Consider the following 14683-nt stretch of genomic DNA (forward strand, 5'->3'; position numbering starts at 1 on the left):
AACACGAAGCTCACCTGATGGATTCGTCGCGGTGACCTACCGCGACTTATATCGTCGCCATACGGAATAGCCCCGTATGAAACTAATGGAGGTGGCCGTGCCCTACTACCAGTTCACCTGCCGAAGCTGCGGCAGCTTCGACAGCAACTACGCAATGGCCGACGTCCCGCTCGAGTCCGCCTGCCCGCACTGTGCAAACCCCAGTACGCGAAGCCTCGGCGGCGCCGGCCTGATCAGGACTCAGTCCGCGGCCGCACGACTGATCGACCAAACGAAACGGACCGCCAGCGAACCTGCAATCGTCGGCGCGCCACCATCCAACACCGAAAACCGAGTGCTCACCCGAAACCCGTTGCACCGCAAACTCCCCCGCCCCTAACATCGAAAGAAGGCCCGCCATGCCCGAGCTGATCTTTCCCCTCGACTCCACCAAAAAGTTCACCGATCAACAACTCGTCGGCCACAACCGCTGGCACCCCGACATCCCCGCCGCCGTCACCGTCAAACCGGGCGACGAGTTCCGCGTCCACGTCCGCGAATGGTTCGATGGCGCCATCCACAACGACGACTCCGCTGACGACGTCCTCCATGCCCCACTCAGCACCGTGCACTGCCTCTCCGGCCCATTCGCAGTTGAAGGCGCCCAACCAGGCGACCTCCTCGTCGTCGACATCCTCGACATCGGACCGATCCCCCAAGAAGACTCCGGTCCCCTCGCCGGCCAGGGCTGGGGATACACGGGCATCTTTGCCACTGACAACGGCGGCGGATTTCTCACAGAACAATTTCCCGACGCCTACAAGGCGATCTGGGACTTCAGCGGCCACACCACCACCTCCCGGCACATCCCCGGGGTGCAGTTCACCGGCATCACGCACCCCGGACTCATGGGAACCGCCCCCTCCGCTGCGCTGCTGGCAAAGTGGAACACCCGAGAAGGCGCACTCATCGCGACCGACCCACAGCGGGTACCGCCGCTCGCGCTGCCACCCGAACCGCAAGACGCGATCCTCGGATCACTGACCGGTACCGCATTCGGCCGGGCCGCAGCCGAAGCCGCACGCACCGCCCCACCGCGCGAGAACGGAGGCAACCAGGACATCAAGAACTTCACCCGCGGCAGCCGGGTCTTCTACCCGGTGTTCGTCGACGGCGCGAACCTGTCCGTCGGCGACCTGCACTTCTCCCAAGGCGACGGCGAAATCACCTTCTGCGGCGCCATCGAGATGGGCGGCTTCATCGACCTACGAGTCGATCTGATCAAGAACGGCATGGAGCTCTACGGCGTCACCGAGAACGCAATCTTCCTGCCGGGCAACGAAGGCCCGAACTACACCGAATTCTTGGCCTTCTCCGGCACCTCGGTCACCCTCGACGGCGAACAGCGCTACCTCGACTCCCAGCTGTCCTTCCAACGTGCCTGTTTGCACGCCATCGACTACCTCACCAAGTTCGGCTACAGCCCGGAGCAGGCCTACCTGTTGCTCGGGGCCGCACCGATCGAAGGACGACTCTCCGGGGTGGTCGACATCCCCAACTCCTGTGCCACCGTTTACATTCCGACCGCGATATTCGACTTCCCCGTCGTCCCGACCGCTGCTGGACCCGTCACCATCGACCCTGGCCCCGGCGCCGCCCGAGCCACCCGATAAGGGGCCTGAGGAATGATGCCGACGGATCTTCCGGTAGGACGTGTCTCCTTAATCTGATCATGTCTGTGCGGCACCATGTTCGGCCTGGTGCGCACGAATGTGATCAGTGATTGACAGTGGGCGATCGTCGAGCCCCTGTTGCCGTCGTCAGACGGCAACAGGGGACGCCCGTTTCGCGATCACAGGCAGGTGGTCGAGGGAATCGTCTACCGGTACCGGACCGGGATCGCGTGGCGGGACATTCCCGCGGAGTTCGGTCCCTGGCAGACGGTGTGGAAACGCCACCGCAGGTTCGCCGGCGACGGCACCTGCGACAAGGTCCTGGCCCATCTGCGGGCGCGGGGCATCGAGGTGGTCATCGCCGAACCGGACCATCAGAAGCGCAATCGCCTCCGAAGGGGCAGCCACGCCAATTGGAAGACATGCCCTAGCCCTGTGTGGCCGGCCGGTAGGTGCATACGTGCACACCCGCACTGCTGATGACGGTGGAGACCAGCTCGAGGGTGTTCAGCTTGCCGCTGTCGGGGAAGATCGTCTTCCCGCCGCCGAGGAGCACCGGCATGACCATGAGCCGGAGCTCGTCGACGAGGCCTTCCTGCAGGAGGGTCCGCACCAGGGTGGGGCTGCCCATGACCACCAGGTCGCCGCCCTCGGTTTCGCGCAGCTCCCGGATGCGGGCAACGGCCTCGTCGCCGGAGATCCGCGTGGTGTTCTCCCACGTCAGCTCGTCATCGCCCAGTGTGTCGGACACGACGTACTTCGCGATGGCGTTCATCTTGTCGGCGAACGGGTCACCGGCACGCTCGGGCCACGCCCCCGCCATCGTCTGCCACGTCCGGCGCCCGAACAGCAGCGCCTCGGCCTTGCTCAGCGCATCGTCGAACGCCCCGCCAACCACCTCCGGGTCGAAGAACGGGTGGGTCCAGCCACCGTGGGCGAAACCGCCGTCGGTGTCCTCCTCGGGTCCACCCGGTGCCTGCACGACGCCGTCCAAGCTGATGAACTCGCTGATAACGATGCGCATGGGACTCGCTCCTCTTCCGTTGTTCTCCGTGTCTGATGGGCTTCGGGAATGTAGACCCTCGAGCCGCCCGAAAATCATCGCTGCGGTTGCTCGCCCGCGCCATCCGGGGCGAACCGGCGCGCGGCCCTCGCGATGGCCAACTCCTCGTTGGTCGGCACCACCAGCACGGTGACCCGCGAAGAGTCCGTCGAGATCACCCGGGCGGAACGGTCTTTCGCCGCATTGCGGTCGAGATCGATCTCGATTCCGAGCGCCTCGAGACCGGCGAGTGCGTCGGCACGGACCTCGACCGCGTTCTCCCCCACCCCGGCCGTGAAGGCGATGGTGTCGACCCTGCCCAGTGTCACCAGGTACGCCCCGATGTACTTGCGCAGCCGATGGATGTAGACGTCGTAGGCGAGCCGGGCCGCCTCGTCCCCGTCATCGATGAGACGGCGCAGCTCGCGGAAGTCGTTGACCCCGCACAGGCCCTTGAGCCCGGACCCGCGGTTGAGCAGGTCGTCGATGGCGTCGACGTCCAGGTCCGCGCTGCGCCGCAGGTGCATCACGATGCCCGGGTCGATGTCGCCGCTGCGGGTGCCCATCACCAGACCCTCGAGCGGGGTCAGACCCATCGAGGTGTCCATCGCCCTACCGCCTGCGATGGCCGAGGCCGAGGCCCCGTTACCCAGGTGCAGCACGATCTGGTTGAGCTCGGCGTTGTCCCTGCCGAGCACCTCGGCCACCCGGCCGGAGACGTACTCGTGCGAGGTGCCGTGGAATCCGTAGCGGCGCACCCCGTGTGCCGCCGCCACCGCTGCGTCGATGGCGTAGGTCCTGGCCTCCGCCGGCAGCGTGTGGAAGAAGGCGGTGTCGAAGACCGCGACGTGCGGGACGTCGGGGAACACCCGCATCGCACTCTCGATGCCCACCACGTTCGCCGGATTGTGCAGCGGGGCAAGGGCGGACAACCGCGAGATCTCGGCGACGACGTCGGCGGTGATCCGCGTCGGCCGGTAGAACACCTCGCCGCCGTGCACCACGCGGTGACCGACCGCGGCGATGCCTGCCGCCGCCAGGTCCATGCCCGCCTCCGCGAACATCGCGAAGGCCAGCCGCAGGCCCTCGGCATGGTCGGCGATCGGACCTCGGTGCTCGCTGTCGGCGCCGCGATACCGGTGCCCGATGACGCCGTCCGGCTCACCGATCCGCTCGACGAGCCCCGAGGCGATGGCCTCGCCGCCGTCAGGGTCGATCAGCTGGTATTTGATCGAGGACGAACCCGAATTGATGACCAGCACCGGACCGTTCACTGCTGGCCCCCTTCGGTGACGCCCTGCGCCTGGATCGCCGTGATGGCGACCGTGTTGACGATGTCCTGGACCAGCGCACCGCGGGACAGGTCGTTGACCGGTTTCCTCAGGCCCTGCAGGACCGGGCCGACCGCGACGGCCCCTGCGCTGCGCTGCACCGCCTTGTACGTGTTGTTCCCGGTGTTCAGGTCGGGGAACACGAACACCGTCGCCCTGCCCGCCACCTTCGAATCGGGCAGCTTCGTGCTCGCCACCGTCGGCTCGATCGCCGCGTCGTACTGGATCGGCCCCTCCACCAACAGGTCCGGGCGCCGTTCGCGGACAAGGACGGTCGCCTCGCGGACCTTGTCCACCTCGGCGCCGGAGCCCGAGTCGCCGGTCGAGTACGACAGCATCGCTATCAGCGGATCGATGCCGAACTGGGCCGCGGTCTGGGAGGAGGAGATCGCGATGTCCGCCAGCTGCTCCGAGGTCGGGTCCGGCACGACCGCGCAATCCCCATAGGCCAGCACCCGGTCGGCCAGGCACATCAGGAAGATGCTCGAGACGGTCGAGACGCCGGGCGCGGTCTTGATGATCTCGAACGACGGCCGGATGGTGTGGGCGGTGGTGTGCGCGGCACCGGAGACCATGCCGTCCGCGATCCCCAACTGCACCATCATCGTTCCGAAATAGGAGATGTCGGCCATCACCTCGCGGGCGCGTTCGAGGGTCATCCCCTTGTGCGCCCGCAGTCGCGCGTACTCCTGCGCGAACTCATCGGTGTACTCGCAGTTCGTCGGGTCGAGCACGGTGGCCGCCCTCAGGTCGACGCCGAGCTCCGCGGCGCGCCTGCGCACCGGGCCCTCCTCGCCGAGGATGGTCAGGTCGGCGACCTTGCGCTGCAACAACCGTCCGGCGGCCCGCAGGATCCGGTCATCGTCCCCCTCCGGCAGCACGATGTGCTTGCGGTCCGCCCTGGCCCGCTCGATCAGCTGGTACTCGAACATCTGCGGGGTCACCACCTCTGGCCTGGCGACCTGGAGGCGGGTCAGCAGGTCGGCCGCGTTCACGCGCTGCTCCATCAGACTCAGCGCGGTGTCCACCTTGCGCTGCGAGCCGACCCCGACACGTCCCCTTGCCTGCGCGGCTGCGCTGGCGGTGTCGAAGGTCCCGAGGTCGGTGGTGAGGATCGGCAACCGCGGCTTGAGACCCGCGACGAGCTTCGCAATGGCGGGGTGCGGGGCGATGCCGCCGTTCATGATGATCCCGGCCAGCGACGGAAAACCTTCCGCCTCATGGGCATTGACCATCGCGAGCAGCACGTCGGATCGATCGCCCGGGGCGATCACCACCACGCCCTCCGAGAGCCGCTCGAGGATGTGCTCGGCGGTCATGCCGCCGACCATCACGTGCAGCGCCTCCCGCTGCAGCAGCTCGGGATCCCCGCTGTACAGCTCGCCGTCGACCGCCGTCAGCAGCTCACCCATTGTCGGCGCGACCAGCAACGGGATCTCGGGCAGGCTCCATGCTGGCACCGCCATCGGCTCCAGCGCCGCGGTCACCTCGGCGAGCCGGGCGGGGTCGCAGCGGTTCGCGACGATGCCGACCAGGTGGGCATGCTGGGCGCGCAGCTCGGCCGCACAGATCTGGGCCAGCTGTAGCACCTCGTCGGGGGTCCTGCCCGACCCGCGGAGCGCGAGCAGCACCGGCGCATCCAGATTCACCGCGATCCTGGCGTTGTAGCTCAGCTCGCTCGGGCTGGCGATGTCCGTGTAGTCGCTGCCGATGATCACCACGGCGTCGCACTGTTCCGCGACATCGTGGTAGCGCGAGACGATCTCGCTGAGCGCCAGCTCCGGGTCGGCGTGTACCTGCTCGTAGGTGACACCGAGGCACTGCTCATAGCCGAGATCCGCGGACGTGTGGTCGAGCAGCAACTCCAGGATGTAGTCCGGCTCGTCGGTGGAGCGCGCGATCGGCCGGAACACCCCGACCCGAGCAGCCGAGCCGCTGAGCATCTGCAGCACGCCGAGCGCGATGGTCGATTTCCCGGTGTCGCCCTCTGGGGAGGCGATGTAGATGCTCGAGACTGCCGACTCCGCGGATGCCATGGCGTCCACCCTAGTGGTGCGGACCGCGGCCCGCCGACGGCCACAGCCACGCGCATCGTGCGCGCCGGATTCGGGTAGTCGGCTACTCGTGCCCGGCCCCGCACCGGGTGGCAATGTCGTTCTCAGGCCGGATCGCGTGATCTGGCCCCAGGGGATGAGTATCAATGCGAACTACATCCCGGTCGATGGTGTCCGTGCTCGCCGGCGTGGTCGTCGCGCTGGCGCTGGGCCTGTCCGCACCGGGTGCCGAAGCGGCGCCGCAGCAGTCGGTTGCGCTGCCGGGGCCCACCGTTCCCGATTGGCCGGATCCGAGGCGGGGCGGCCAGGAATGGCCCAACCTGCCTCCCGTTCCGACCGTTCCCACGAGGATCGCTCCGCCGCCGAGTCTCACTGTCCCCACCTGGCCTACACTGCCGACGGTTCCGTCCCCGCCCCCATGGACGGACCCGGACACCAAAACGACGGACCCCCCGGGCACCACGGAAATCCCGCCGAGCACCGATAGCGTGGGCTCGCAGCACGGTGCGTCGACGCTCACGCCGGGTCCGACCGGTACGCCCGTCGGAGGTACCGCGACCACCAGGCCATCGGATCCACGCCTGACGCTCACACCCGATCAGGGTCCGTCGAGCACCATTCCGGGTCCGTCGAGCACCACCGGTCGGCCGATCCCGCCCACCGATGGAAACGACACACCCGATGCGGCGGGCTCCCCACCGGCCACCCTGATCGCCATGGCGGGGCTGACCTCCGTCGCCGCGGCCGCGGGCGCAGGGGTCGTGGTGCGGGCCCGACAAGTCCGGCGGTGGCCGGCCGAGCACGTGCACACCCAGCCGAAACCGGCGCCTCCCGTCGTCGCGGTCGAACCGCCGCCGGGCCAGATGCACGGTCATTCCGTGCGCCTCGAGCCAAGGGAAGACGCCGGCCACCAGTTCATCGAGGAGAACGGCCGTGACCAGAACTGAGATCGTGACCAGAACGACCCTGCGCGCCACGGTGTTCGGGCAGCAGTCGGACGTCGCCCTGACCTCGCGCATGAAGCCGCACCTGCCGCCGACCGGGATGACCCCGGACCGGGTGACCACCACACGCGCGGTGCCGCGCTCGGCGCTGCGGCTGATCGACAGCCGCATCCTGTGCACCGCGCTGCGATTCCTCGATCAGGACCCCTGCCCCCTGCTGTTGGCCGGCCTGAAGAAGTACCGGGCCCTCGCCGAGGCCGCGCGCGTCACCGCTGCCGCGCCCGGCCGCGAGGAGGTGGTGATGCTGGTCGATCCCTACCGCGTCATCTCCGAGCATCGGCCGGAGGTGGCGCTGCTCATCGACGGCACCGAGGTCGCCAGGGTCGGATTCGACCTGCGGATCGCGTTCGGCATGTGCGAGACGGCGGTCGCGGTGCGGCTCGGTGCCATCGATTCCGTCGACTGTGAGGCCGGAGCGGTGTCCGTGGATCTGTCCGTCCCCGGCGGCGAGAAGCTGCTGCACGGGGAGGCCGAGTACTCGGTGCGGCGCGAGCTGCGGCCACCGGTCGTGATTCCGGTCGATCCGCGCGCCTGACGTCGCCGGCGAACGACTCAGCCGCGGGACTCCGGTCGATCCAGGACCCGCAACCAGCTCCCGTCCGACTGCCGCCGCACCACCTGTACCCGACCGCCGGTGTCGTCCGCTGGCCGCGTGGAGGTCATCGCCAGGTCACCACTGCGCACCGTCGGCATCGGCTCCTCGACCTCGAAGTGCGGCCGGTTCGCCAGGAGCTGCTCGATGACGGCGCGGATCGCCTCCCGGCCCACGGTCTCACTGCCGGGCGGGAAGGCCAGGACGGCGTCGGGCTCGTACAGCTCGGCGACCCCGGCCGCGTCGCCCGCATTGGCTCGTTCGACGAACATCCGGGCCAGATCCTCTGGAGTGGTTGCCTTTTCGCGTACTGCGGTCATCGCGTTCTCCCTCTTGCTCGCTCCGCACGGAGCTGGTGTGCCTGACCACTCCATCCTGCGAGGACCACAGCAATAAGTCCAAGAACTGGTTTGTCTCGTAGCTAGAATCTCTGGTTATGGAACTTCGCCAGCTGGAGTACTTCGTGGCGGTCGTCGAGGAGGCGAATTTCACCCGGGCGGCGGAGCGGGTGCACGTCGCCCAGCCGGGCGTCAGCGCGCAGATCCGCCGGCTCGAACGCGAACTCGGACAGGAATTGCTGGACCGATCGGGCCGCACCGTCCGGCCGACCGCAGCGGGCGAGGCAGTGCTCCCGTACGCCAGGGCCGCCCTTGCCGCCGTGGCGGGGGCGCGCGCCGCCGTCGACGAGCTGGCCGGGCTGATTCGCGGGCACGTGTCCGTCGGGATGGTCACCGCGGGCCCGACGGTCACCGTTGCGGACATGCTGGCCGGCTTCCACGCCGAGCATCCCGGCGTCGGCATCTCCCTCTCGGAGGACACCTCCGAGCGGCTACTCGGCGCGCTGCGCGAGGGGCGGCTCGACGTCGCGCTGGTCGGGCTGGCCGGACCACCGCCACCGGGGGTGTCCGTTCACGTCCTCGTGGACGAGCCGTTCGTCGCCGCGGCCCCGCCGGACGACCCGTTGACCGCCCGCGACACCGTCACCCTCGAGGCGCTGTGCGACCGCGAACTGATCGCCCTTCCCCGCGGCACCGGCCTCCGCACGGCCCTCGACACCGCCTGCGCCCGAGCGGGATTCACGCCCCGCGTCGCGTTCGAGGCGAGCGACCCGAATGTCCTGGCACGGCTGGCGGCGCGCGGGCTCGGGGTGGCCGTCCTGCCGACGACGGTCGCGGCCGCGCACGCGAGCGCGCTGCGGGCAGTCACCATCACCCGGCCGGGGCTGCACGGCCGCATCGCGCTCGCCTGGCGCTCGGACGGCCCGGCCAGTTCGGCGGCGGCGGCGCTGATCGGGCACGCCCGGCTGACCCTGCCTGCGCGTCAGAGCACCGACGCGCGATCGATGTCCGACACGTCCGCGCCTGCCTCCTCGAGCCGCCGGAACAGCTGATCGGTCCCGTTGGCGGACGAGAACTCGAGCTCACTGTCGCTGATCGGCACCGCCTGCAGCCAGGTGTCGACGCTCTCCTCGGTGTCGACCAGGATCTCCAGGTCCGGCCAGATGAACGGCACGACCAGGAGCAGGTGCTTCATGGTCCGCTCCGGGTCCACCTCGCGGATCGCATTCGGGATGATGCAGTTCGGCGTCAGGTGGAACGAACCGGACGCCACCGCGAAGGCGCACTGCGCGAGCACGTCGGCCAGCGCCCGGTAGTCGGCGCGGCCGACCGTGACCAGCTCGGTGCGGATCGGCCTGCCGTCGTCGGTGGTGACATTCGTCGGAAAACGGGACATGTCCAGCGTCGCGTACGAGGCGTAACCCGGCCCGGGGCAACCGTCCCCGACGGCGATCGACACCTCGTCCGGGGTCTCGCCGTCGGCGTCCGCGTCGACCGCGGCCCGGAATCGCAGCACCTGCGGCAGCCCGCCAAACACCGCCCCGATCCGGCGTGCGGCTTCCATGACCTCGTCGCTGGCGTCCATGACGGGCAAGCCTAGTGCGCCGCCCGGGGGCCGGTCGGCCCGGACGCGTGCCGGGCGAGCGCAAGCCGATCCGTGCCCGATCAGTGGACGGTTCCGTGGTCGCCACGGATGTGCACGGCACCCGCCGCGGGAGATGGTGATGGCACGTCCGATTCACCCCCACGACATCCCGCATCGGCTCCGACCGCCAACCAACTCACCGAAGGAACAGCCATGACCTCCATCGACCTCATCACCCTCGAAGTCTCCGACCCCACGGCCGCCGAGGCCTCCTACACCGCCGCCTTCGGCTTGGGCGACACGGTGCGAGTCCGCGCCTCCGAGGCACCGACCACCGGCTTTCGCGGATTCGTCATGTCGCTCGTGGTGGGCCAGCCGAGCACCGTCGACAGCCTCATCGGCACCGCACTCGACGCCGGCTTCACGGCGCTGAAGCCGGCCAAGAAGAGCTTCTGGGGGTACGGCGGCGTGGTCCAGGCCCCCGACGGCACGATCTGGAAGGTCGCGACGTCGCAGAAAAAGGACACCGGCCCCGCCACCCGTGAGGTCGACGACGTCGTGCTGCTGCTGGGAGTCGAGAACGTCAAGGCGAGCAAGCAGGCCTACGTCGACCGCGGGCTGTCCGTGTCGAAGAGCTTCGGCAGCAAGTACGTCGAGTTCGCCACCCCCGGGTCGCCCGTCCGGCTGGCGCTCTACGGACGCCGCGCCGCGGCCAAGGACGCCGGCGTCTCCCCGGATGGCACCGGATCGCACCGGATCGCCATCGGCAGTGACGCCGGAACCTTCACCGACCCCGACGGCTTCGCCTGGGAGCGGGCCTGACCCCGAACGCAGGCCGCCTGCCACTGCATCCAGTGGCAGGCGGCAAGGCGTCAGACCGACTCAGCCGAGCGCACGCAGCCGCGGCGCCAGGTCGCGCTCGAACAGCTCGAGGAAGCGGCGCTGGTCGTGGCCGGGGGCGTGGAAGACCAGGTGGTTCAGGCCGGCGTCCACGTACTGCTTGACCTGCTCGACCGCCTCGTCCGGATCGGAGGCGACGATCCACCGCTTGGCGACCTGCTCGATCGGCAGCGCGTCCGCGGCCGCCTCCATCTCGATCGGGTCCTCGATGGAGTGCTTCTGCTCGGCGGTCAGCGACAGCGGCGCCCAGAACCGGGTGTTCTCCAGGGCCAGCTCCGGATCGGTGTCGTAGGAGATCTTGATCTCGATCATCCGGTCGATGTCCGCGGTCGTGCGGCCGACCTTCTCCGCACCCTCGGCGACGGCGGGCATCAGCTTCTCGGTGTAGAGGTCCATGCCCTTGCCCGAGGTGCAGATGAAGCCGTCACCCGCACGGCCCGCGTACCGGGCGACCACCGGGCCGCCCGCCGCGATGTACACGGGGATGCCACCCTCGGGGACGTCGTAGATCGAGGCGCCCGCAGTGCGGTAGTACTCGCCCTCGAAGTCGACCCGCTCGCCGGTCCACAGCTGGCGCATCAACTGCACCGACTCGCGCAGCCGCGCGAACCGCTCCTTGAACTCCGGCCACTCGCCCTGGTAGCCGGTGGCGATCTCGTTGAGGGCCTCACCGGTGCCGACGCCGAGCATGATGCGTCCCGGGTACAGGCAGCCCATCGTCGCGAAGGCCTGCGCCACGACGGCCGGGTTGTAGCGGAAGGTCGGGGTCATCACCGAGGTGCCCAGCTGCAGGGTGGTGGTGCGCTCGCCGACGGCGGTCATCCAGGCGAGGGAGAACGGCGCGTGTCCGCCGTTGTGCCGCCAGGGCTGGAAGTGATCGCTCACCGTCGCGCTGTCGAGGCCGTGCGCCTCGGCGAGCACGGCGAGTTCCACCAACTCGCGCGGCCCGAACTGCTCCGCAGAAGCCTTGTACCCGAGCCTGAGAGCCACCGTTCCTCCTAGCGAGTGCTACCCGTCACAACCGAGACTCACTATGCACGGGACATTCTCGGCCCGCCACGGGGGGTCGGGTTCGCCTCGGCGTGGCCGCTCAGAGCGCGCCGATCACCGTCACCACCGCGGTGAACCCCGCGACCAGCGACACGGCGACCGCGAACAGCCACAGCTCCCTGGCCTCGGGCATCGGCGCCCCGCGCTCGAGTGCGTGCCGGACCTGCAGCCAGCGCCGCATCCCGACCAGCGAGGCGGCCACCGCCAGCAGGATCAGGACGAGCCCGAGCAGGGTGCGCACCCACCCGGTGCTGAAGTCGGGCACCAGGTGGACCATCGCGATGCCACCGGCCAGGAACCCGAGCGAGGTCCGCATCCACGCCAGGAAGGTCCGCTCGCTCGCCAGGGTGAACCGCTCGTCGGGCCGCTCGATTTCCGCCACGTGGGTGATCTTCGCATCGCCCGAGGCACCGGCGGCGAATCCGCGCCGGTTCGCGCCCACCCTGTCGCGTTGTGGGCCACAATGAGCAGTGATCTGTAACACACCGCGACTGTTCTGTGATCCAAGGTTTCAGAGATCCATTCCCAGGTGCACCACCGAGGAGGACATTTCCGTGACCCGAACGACAACGAACGGCAGATCCGGGAAGTACCTACGCCGCGCACTCGCCGGCACCGCGCTGGCGGCCTGCCTCGCGACCTTGCCCGTCGCCCCCGCCCTTGCCCAGCCGGGCAGCTCGGGGAGCGCAGGCAGCTCGGGGAGCTCGGGCAGCTCCGAGTTCGCCCTGCCCATCTCGAGCCCCGCCGGCCTCATCGCGCTGGCCGCGGCCACCACCCAGACCGGGAAGCCATACCTGTGGGGCGGCACCGGCCCCAACGCCTGGGACTGCTCGGGCCTGACCCAGTGGGCGTTCCGGCAGGCAGGCGTGCAGCTGCCGCGGGTCAGCCAGCAGCAGGCGTGGGCAGGTAACCCCGTCCCCGCATGGGCGATGGCCCCCGGCGACATCATCACCTTCCGCGCCGCGAACGATCACGTCGGCATCTACGCGGGCTTCGGGCAGGTCTTCAACGCCTACGGGGCCGGCGTGCCGATCGGGCTCACCCCGCTGTCCGAGCTGCCCCCGATCAACCAGGTCCGCCGATTCTGAGGTCTCCGGGCCGCGGCTGATCCGGCCGCAGCCTCCCCCGATCGGCCGATGGCCGCTAGCTGCCGAATCCGCCGAGCAGTTCGAGCAGGCCGAAGTCCTGGCTTCCGGTGCCGCCGGGAGCCGGGGTCGCGGTGCCGGTCAGCGTCACCTTCGCGACCGGGCCGAGCTTGACGTAGGGGTTGACCCTGTCGCCCTCCTTGCACTGGGTGATCACGGCGTAGGTGCCCGCGGGCAGCACGATCGAGGTGCCGGTGGCTGCGCCCCCGGTGAAACCGGCGTACTTGATCTCGTCGACGCGGGTGGTCTTGTCGTAGATCGCGGCGTCGAACGGGAAGATCTGCGCCTCGCAGTGGTTGAGCGGCTCGGTGGTGGCGATGTCGTGGAGCGCGACGGTGATGGTGTTCTCGCCGTGGGTGACCGTCGACGAGCCGGTGACCGCAGCCGCACCGAGGGCGGGGTTCGCGATCAGGGCGAGCGCGGAGAACCCGGCGATGGCACCGGCACCGGCGATACGACGCTTGATTGAAGCAGCCACGTGAGTGTGTCCTTTTCGGTTGACGCCGCGCGCTCCGACGCGCACGGCGAATGAGTCTTCGCGCCCGAACCATCAGGGGTGGCCGGCAGGTCAGATCTGCCGTACGGCGCGAAACATGGTTAGCCTGCCCTTCGTGAGGGCAGGCTTAGTAAAGGCGGTGCGCGGACCGATGTCAACCACCGTGACGACAGTCACTTTCGCATTCAAAACCGCTGGTAAAGAGCTTGGAGACCGTCCAGTTCGGACCGTCCGAATCGCCCGAAAATTCGAGCCGCCGCGTCTCCAGCCCGGCCCTCGTGTCGGCGCGAACCGACACCGGGAACACCCAACCCGCACAATTGACCCGTGACCACCCACGAGCCGAACACCGGCTGGACGTACCTCATGGACATGGACGGGGTCCTCGTCCACGAGGACCACCTGATCCCGGGGGCCGACGAGTTCCTGGCCGAACTGCAGGCGGCGGGCACCCCGTTCGTCGTGTTGACCAACAACTCGATCCGCACTCCCCGCGACCTCCGCGCCCGCCTCGTGCAGACCGGCCTCGACATCCCGGAGGAGGCGATCTGGACCTCGGCGCTGGCGACCGCCACCTTCCTGCGCACCCAGCGCCCGAACGGCAGCGCCTATGTCGTCGGCGAATCCGGACTCACGACCGCGCTGCACGACATCGGGTACGTGCTCACCGATCGCGATCCGGACTACGTCGTGCTGGGCGAGACCCGGACCTACTCGTTCGAGGCGATCACCACCGCGATCCGGTTGATCGAACGCGGCGCCCGGTTCCTGGCCACCAACCCGGACGCGACCGGGCCCTCACGCGAGGGCTCGCTGCCCGCGACGGGGTCGGTGGCGGCGCTGATCACCAGGGCCACCGGGCGCGAGCCGTACTACGTCGGCAAGCCGAACCCGTTGATGATGCGTTCGGCGCTGCGGGCGATCGGCGCGCACTCCGAACACACCCTGATGATCGGCGACCGGATGGACACCGACGTCGTCTCCGGCCTCGAGGCCGGGCTGCAGACCATCCTCGTGCTCACCGGCATCTCCACCCGCGAGTCGGTCGAGATGTTCCCGTACCGGCCGACGCGCGTCATCGAGTCGGTGGCCGACCTGGTCGGCCGCACCGCGAACCCGTTCGCCTAGGCGCTGCGCGCCCGTGAGTCCTTCTGGCCCTTATGGGGACCAGAAGGACTCACGGGCGGCGGAGCCGCCTAGCTGTACTGCCCAGGCAGGTTGGTTGAGGGATTGCGACGACACGCTGTGACTGGTCGTTGAACAGCGAAGGTCTCCTGTCGTGAAGTGGAGCTGCTTAGACACCCACATCGCGGACAGGAGACCTTCGTGGTTCACGCTAACGCACCACTGACCCCAAGAGGCCGGCTGCTGCTGGCCCGACGCGTCGTCGACGACGGTTGGCCCATTGCAAGGGCGGCGGAACACTTCAACGTCTCCTGGCCCACCGCCAAACGATGGTCCAGCCGCTATGTGGAGATGGGGCCGGACGGGATG

Annotated in this window: 17 protein-coding genes and 1 pseudogene; 10 read left to right on the top strand and 8 right to left on the bottom strand. The window is 69.0% G+C overall.

The features are described 5' to 3' along the window. The first annotated feature begins 85 nt into the window (after positions 1–85). The 3 genes and pseudogenes from BR31_RS0112670 to BR31_RS31070 all read left to right on the top strand — a co-directional run. Entirely contained in the window at positions 86–379 is a 294-nt protein-coding gene (locus tag BR31_RS0112670; protein WP_269321348.1) for an FmdB family zinc ribbon protein, read from the top strand. A 19-nt stretch (positions 380–398) separates the two neighbouring features. Then, on the top strand, positions 399–1652 hold the full coding sequence (gene fmdA, locus BR31_RS0112675) for a formamidase (RefSeq protein WP_027501302.1): 1254 nt from the start codon (positions 399–401) through the stop codon (positions 1650–1652). A 123-nt stretch (positions 1653–1775) separates the two neighbouring features. Continuing rightward, positions 1776–2018: pseudogene (locus BR31_RS31070) on the top strand (transposase); the annotation flags it as partial. A 61-nt stretch (positions 2019–2079) separates the two neighbouring features. Here BR31_RS31070 and BR31_RS0112680 read toward each other — a convergent pair. The 3 genes from BR31_RS0112680 to pta form a co-directional block, all read right to left on the bottom strand. Continuing rightward, a complete protein-coding gene (locus BR31_RS0112680) occupies positions 2080–2676 on the bottom strand; it encodes a dihydrofolate reductase family protein (protein WP_027501303.1) in 597 nt (198 codons plus the stop codon). Between the two features lie 74 nt (positions 2677–2750). After that, positions 2751–3968, bottom strand: a complete 1218-nt coding sequence (locus BR31_RS28405; protein WP_051637348.1) for an acetate kinase — start codon at positions 3966–3968, stop codon at positions 2751–2753. Continuing rightward, positions 3965–6061, bottom strand: coding sequence for a phosphate acetyltransferase (gene pta / locus BR31_RS0112690; RefSeq protein WP_027501304.1), 2097 nt, complete (start codon positions 6059–6061; stop codon positions 3965–3967). Before pta ends, BR31_RS28405 begins: the two co-directional genes overlap by 4 nt. Positions 6062–6795: 734 nt before the next feature. Between pta and BR31_RS31515 the strand changes: the two genes are divergently transcribed. After that, a complete protein-coding gene (locus BR31_RS31515) occupies positions 6796–7026 on the top strand; it encodes a hypothetical protein (RefSeq protein ID WP_156042459.1) in 231 nt (76 codons plus the stop codon). Next, positions 7013–7618 carry a hypothetical protein gene (locus tag BR31_RS28410; protein WP_156042460.1) on the top strand — a complete coding sequence of 202 codons (606 nt, stop codon included), beginning with the start codon at positions 7013–7015 and terminating at the stop codon, positions 7616–7618. The genes BR31_RS31515 and BR31_RS28410 overlap by 14 nt, the downstream gene beginning before the upstream one ends. A 17-nt stretch (positions 7619–7635) precedes the next feature. Here BR31_RS28410 and BR31_RS0112705 read toward each other — a convergent pair whose 3' ends face one another. After that, positions 7636–7995, bottom strand: a complete 360-nt coding sequence (locus BR31_RS0112705) for a YybH family protein (RefSeq protein ID WP_027501306.1) — start codon at positions 7993–7995, stop codon at positions 7636–7638. Between the two features lie 116 nt (positions 7996–8111). On the opposite strand from BR31_RS0112705, the gene BR31_RS28415 reads away from it, so the two are divergent. Beyond that, positions 8112–9065: a LysR family transcriptional regulator gene (locus BR31_RS28415; RefSeq protein ID WP_081830442.1), complete on the top strand. Its 954-nt coding sequence runs from the start codon at positions 8112–8114 to the stop codon at positions 9063–9065. On the opposite strand, the gene BR31_RS0112715 is transcribed toward BR31_RS28415, so the two are convergent. Next, on the bottom strand, positions 8996–9598 hold the full coding sequence (locus tag BR31_RS0112715) for a suppressor of fused domain protein (RefSeq protein ID WP_027501307.1): 603 nt from the start codon (positions 9596–9598) through the stop codon (positions 8996–8998). The two genes, BR31_RS28415 and BR31_RS0112715, sit on opposite strands and share 70 nt — an antisense overlap. Before the next feature lie 213 nt (positions 9599–9811). On the opposite strand from BR31_RS0112715, the gene BR31_RS0112720 reads away from it, so the two are divergent. Next, complete coding sequence (locus BR31_RS0112720; RefSeq protein ID WP_027501308.1) at positions 9812–10420, top strand: VOC family protein; 609 nt, start codon at positions 9812–9814, stop codon at positions 10418–10420. A 60-nt stretch (positions 10421–10480) separates the two neighbouring features. Here BR31_RS0112720 and fgd read toward each other — a convergent pair whose 3' ends face one another. Together fgd and BR31_RS0112730 are read right to left on the bottom strand one after the other, a co-directional pair. Continuing rightward, a complete protein-coding gene (gene fgd, locus BR31_RS0112725) occupies positions 10481–11488 on the bottom strand; it encodes a glucose-6-phosphate dehydrogenase (coenzyme-F420) (RefSeq protein ID WP_027501309.1) in 1008 nt (335 codons plus the stop codon). Between the two features lie 100 nt (positions 11489–11588). Next, positions 11589–11930 carry a YidH family protein gene (locus tag BR31_RS0112730; protein ID WP_027501310.1) on the bottom strand — a complete coding sequence of 114 codons (342 nt, stop codon included), beginning with the start codon at positions 11928–11930 and terminating at the stop codon, positions 11589–11591. Between the two features lie 238 nt (positions 11931–12168). Between BR31_RS0112730 and BR31_RS28420 the strand changes: the two genes are divergently transcribed. Next, positions 12169–12636 carry a C40 family peptidase gene (locus BR31_RS28420; protein ID WP_051637359.1) on the top strand — a complete coding sequence of 156 codons (468 nt, stop codon included), beginning with the start codon at positions 12169–12171 and terminating at the stop codon, positions 12634–12636. Positions 12637–12691: 55 nt separating this feature from the next. On the opposite strand, the gene BR31_RS0112745 is transcribed toward BR31_RS28420, so the two are convergent. Further along, on the bottom strand, positions 12692–13171 hold the full coding sequence (locus BR31_RS0112745; RefSeq protein ID WP_027501312.1) for a hypothetical protein: 480 nt from the start codon (positions 13169–13171) through the stop codon (positions 12692–12694). Between the two features lie 384 nt (positions 13172–13555). On the opposite strand from BR31_RS0112745, the gene BR31_RS0112750 reads away from it, so the two are divergent. Continuing rightward, positions 13556–14317: an HAD-IIA family hydrolase gene (locus tag BR31_RS0112750; RefSeq protein WP_051637360.1), complete on the top strand. Its 762-nt coding sequence runs from the start codon at positions 13556–13558 to the stop codon at positions 14315–14317. Positions 14318–14515: 198 nt separating this feature from the next. Further along, a partial coding sequence (locus tag BR31_RS31075) for a helix-turn-helix domain-containing protein (protein ID WP_156042380.1) occupies positions 14516–14683 on the top strand: 168 nt, incomplete at its 3' end.

Origin of the sequence: Rhodococcus sp. UNC363MFTsu5.1, assembly GCF_000686785.1 — a bacterium.
Classification (GTDB): domain Bacteria; phylum Actinomycetota; class Actinomycetes; order Mycobacteriales; family Mycobacteriaceae; genus Rhodococcus_G; species Rhodococcus_G maanshanensis.

What these genes read in the sequence shown, in the direction of transcription:
- fmdA (WP_027501302.1), top strand. Translation starts at nt 399, where the DNA reads ATGCCCGAGCTGATCTTTCCCCTCGACTCCACCAAAAAGTTCACCGAT.
- BR31_RS0112705 (WP_027501306.1), bottom strand. Translation starts at nt 7,995, where the DNA reads ATGACCGCAGTACGCGAAAAGGCAACCACTCCAGAGGATCTGGCCCGG.
- BR31_RS0112670 (WP_269321348.1), top strand. Translation starts at nt 86, where the DNA reads ATGGAGGTGGCCGTGCCCTACTACCAGTTCACCTGCCGAAGCTGCGGC.
- BR31_RS0112680 (WP_027501303.1), bottom strand. Translation starts at nt 2,676, where the DNA reads ATGCGCATCGTTATCAGCGAGTTCATCAGCTTGGACGGCGTCGTGCAG.
- BR31_RS0112720 (WP_027501308.1), top strand. Translation starts at nt 9,812, where the DNA reads ATGACCTCCATCGACCTCATCACCCTCGAAGTCTCCGACCCCACGGCC.
- BR31_RS0112715 (WP_027501307.1), bottom strand. Translation starts at nt 9,598, where the DNA reads ATGGACGCCAGCGACGAGGTCATGGAAGCCGCACGCCGGATCGGGGCG.
- BR31_RS28415 (WP_081830442.1), top strand. Translation starts at nt 8,112, where the DNA reads ATGGAACTTCGCCAGCTGGAGTACTTCGTGGCGGTCGTCGAGGAGGCG.
- BR31_RS31515 (WP_156042459.1), top strand. Translation starts at nt 6,796, where the DNA reads ATGGCGGGGCTGACCTCCGTCGCCGCGGCCGCGGGCGCAGGGGTCGTG.
- BR31_RS0112750 (WP_051637360.1), top strand. Translation starts at nt 13,556, where the DNA reads ATGGACATGGACGGGGTCCTCGTCCACGAGGACCACCTGATCCCGGGG.
- pta (WP_027501304.1), bottom strand. Translation starts at nt 6,061, where the DNA reads ATGGCATCCGCGGAGTCGGCAGTCTCGAGCATCTACATCGCCTCCCCA.